Genomic DNA, 1,871 nt, shown 5'->3' with positions numbered 1-1,871 from the left:
CAGCGCAGATGAGCGTTTCCATGTGGCTCGCCAAGAGGGGGGGCGACGAGAGCGAACGCCCGGCATCGCGGCGCGGTTCACGAAAACCGGCCCGGCCGCGGGGAGCGACCGGGCCGGCGTGAAAGGCCCCGCCCGTCCTAATCGTGTTGCCCGACGCGACTGAGCGTGGGGCTTCGGAGCGGGCAGGGCGAGACGGTCGCCCCCGGGTTCCCTCCCGCTGGGCGCCCGCTTCGTCCGGAGAGGAACGAGCGAGACGGTCAGCAGGCCCGGAGGCGAAGATCCCAACCCCGGAGTCGAACCGGGAACCGCGTCGTTACGAAGGACGTGCTCTGCCAGTTGAGCTAGCTGGGAAGGACTGCGGAGACGACTGCCGTTAGAACGGCTATCTGCGACCGGCGTGACCCGGCCCACCCCGCAGGTGCCCCGATGGTCGCCGGGGCGGGCGTCGGCTTTCCACGCCGGAGCGTCGCAGCCGCGTGAGCCGACATCCTACCGCCCCGGACGGTTCGCGCCAGAGGCTAGTCCCACGAAGTGCTCGGCAGGTCGGTCGTGGGCTCCGCCACGGCGAAGAACCAATCCTCGGCAAGCTGCCCGGCGAGCTTCAGGTCCGCAGCGGTCCAGACGCCGGGCGGGTCGAACTTCACGACCGAAGAACCGTCAGCGGGAATCGTCCAGGTGAACCCGGCGCCCTCCACGACGAACTCTCGCTCCTCCTCCGCCACGACCTCGGCGGTGGCGAACGTCGCTACATCGCGGGAGCCTGTCCGGTCGGAGTCCGGCGTGGCGTCAATCAGTACGGCGGAGAACTCGCCCTCGCCCACGGATGTGACGAACCCTCGCCAGCGTTGCAGGACGGCGTCGCTCATGCCCCGCATCCTCCCCTCTCCGCATCCCCCGCGCCAGAGGCTCACCAGCGGATTGCCGACATGGAGACGCGAGACTCATTCTTGATGTCCCGCACCCGTGGACACGCGCCAGTTTGCTCCCCGATTTGATTGGCGAGGGCGTAGGCGTCGCATAGAGCCATCTCGTACTCGCACTCCGCTTCATTGTTGCTGACCTTCCCGGGGTTGTAGCCGAACCCGCTGAACGACGGGCACCCGGACCAGTACCGCATCCTCTTGCGGGCGAGCCCGAGCCGACGGCGGAGGTAGGCGACGCCCTCGGTTTTCGTCGCGGTCTTCATGCCCCGGAAGGTAGCGCGGGGGACCGGACCGCGCCAGAGGGGAGCCGCGTTTGGGCCTTATTTTGTAGTTCCGCGCGATTTTTTGCTGGGCGCATCTTCACTGCGGCGCCGACCGCGCTAAACTGGTCGCACGCAGGTTCGGACCGGCCAGTCCGCTTGCTTGAACAACCCACTTCGCTCCGCTTCCGGCGACTGGGTTGTGAGAGGACCTGCCCCGTTCAATAGGAAGCCCGCCGATGGCGACACCCCGCTTCGTACCGTCCGACGACCCCGTGTTGGTCGTCCCCTCTTTCGGCCGCGTCTGCGAACGCTGCCAAGAACCCCGTCCGCCCGGAGACTTCGCCCACCCCGGCGGGGGCCGCTACGTCTACTGCGCGGCCTGCCGGAAGGCTCAGGGCGAATGGCAAGCCAAGGTCCGCAAGGCCGCCGTGAAGGCCAAGGCGGAGAAGAAGCGGGCCAAGGAGCGCCGCAAGGCCGAGCGTCGCCGTGAGCGACAGCAGGCCGCCCAGCGGGAGCGGGAGTTGATGGCCCCGACCACCGACAACGTCGATCAGGAGTTCCTCCGCATGTTCGGCTGAATGACACCCACTGGGTGCCGGCCGCCGGTGGGCGGCTGCTCCGGGTTCGACTCCCGGCGGTTCCCCTAGCCCGCTCCCGTTTAGCTTCACGCGGCGGTGACGGCGAG

The 1,871-nt window shown here is 68.6% G+C and carries 3 protein-coding genes and 1 tRNA gene; 1 reads left to right on the top strand and 3 read right to left on the bottom strand.

What is annotated here, in order from left to right:
• Nucleotides 1–278: 278 nt before the first annotated feature.
• The 3 genes from ACG2DA_RS22670 to ACG2DA_RS22660 form a co-directional block, all read right to left on the bottom strand.
• A tRNA-Thr gene (locus ACG2DA_RS22670) sits at nt 279–351 on the bottom strand.
• 167 nt (nt 352–518) lie between these two features.
• Nucleotides 519–866, bottom strand: coding sequence for a hypothetical protein (locus tag ACG2DA_RS22665; protein ID WP_395258953.1), 348 nt, complete (start codon nt 864–866; stop codon nt 519–521).
• Between the two features lie 41 nt (nt 867–907).
• Nucleotides 908–1,186: a hypothetical protein gene (locus ACG2DA_RS22660; protein ID WP_395258951.1), complete on the bottom strand. Its 279-nt coding sequence runs from the start codon at nt 1,184–1,186 to the stop codon at nt 908–910.
• 236 nt (nt 1,187–1,422) lie between these two features.
• On the opposite strand from ACG2DA_RS22660, the gene ACG2DA_RS22655 reads away from it, so the two are divergent.
• Nucleotides 1,423–1,764: a hypothetical protein gene (locus tag ACG2DA_RS22655; RefSeq protein WP_395258949.1), complete on the top strand. Its 342-nt coding sequence runs from the start codon at nt 1,423–1,425 to the stop codon at nt 1,762–1,764.
• Nucleotides 1,765–1,871 lie beyond the last annotated feature (107 nt).

Origin of the sequence: Alienimonas sp. DA493 (assembly GCF_043951915.1) — a bacterium.
Classification (GTDB): domain Bacteria; phylum Planctomycetota; class Planctomycetia; order Planctomycetales; family Planctomycetaceae; genus Alienimonas.
This window is presented reverse-complemented; position numbering and strand designations above follow the sequence as displayed.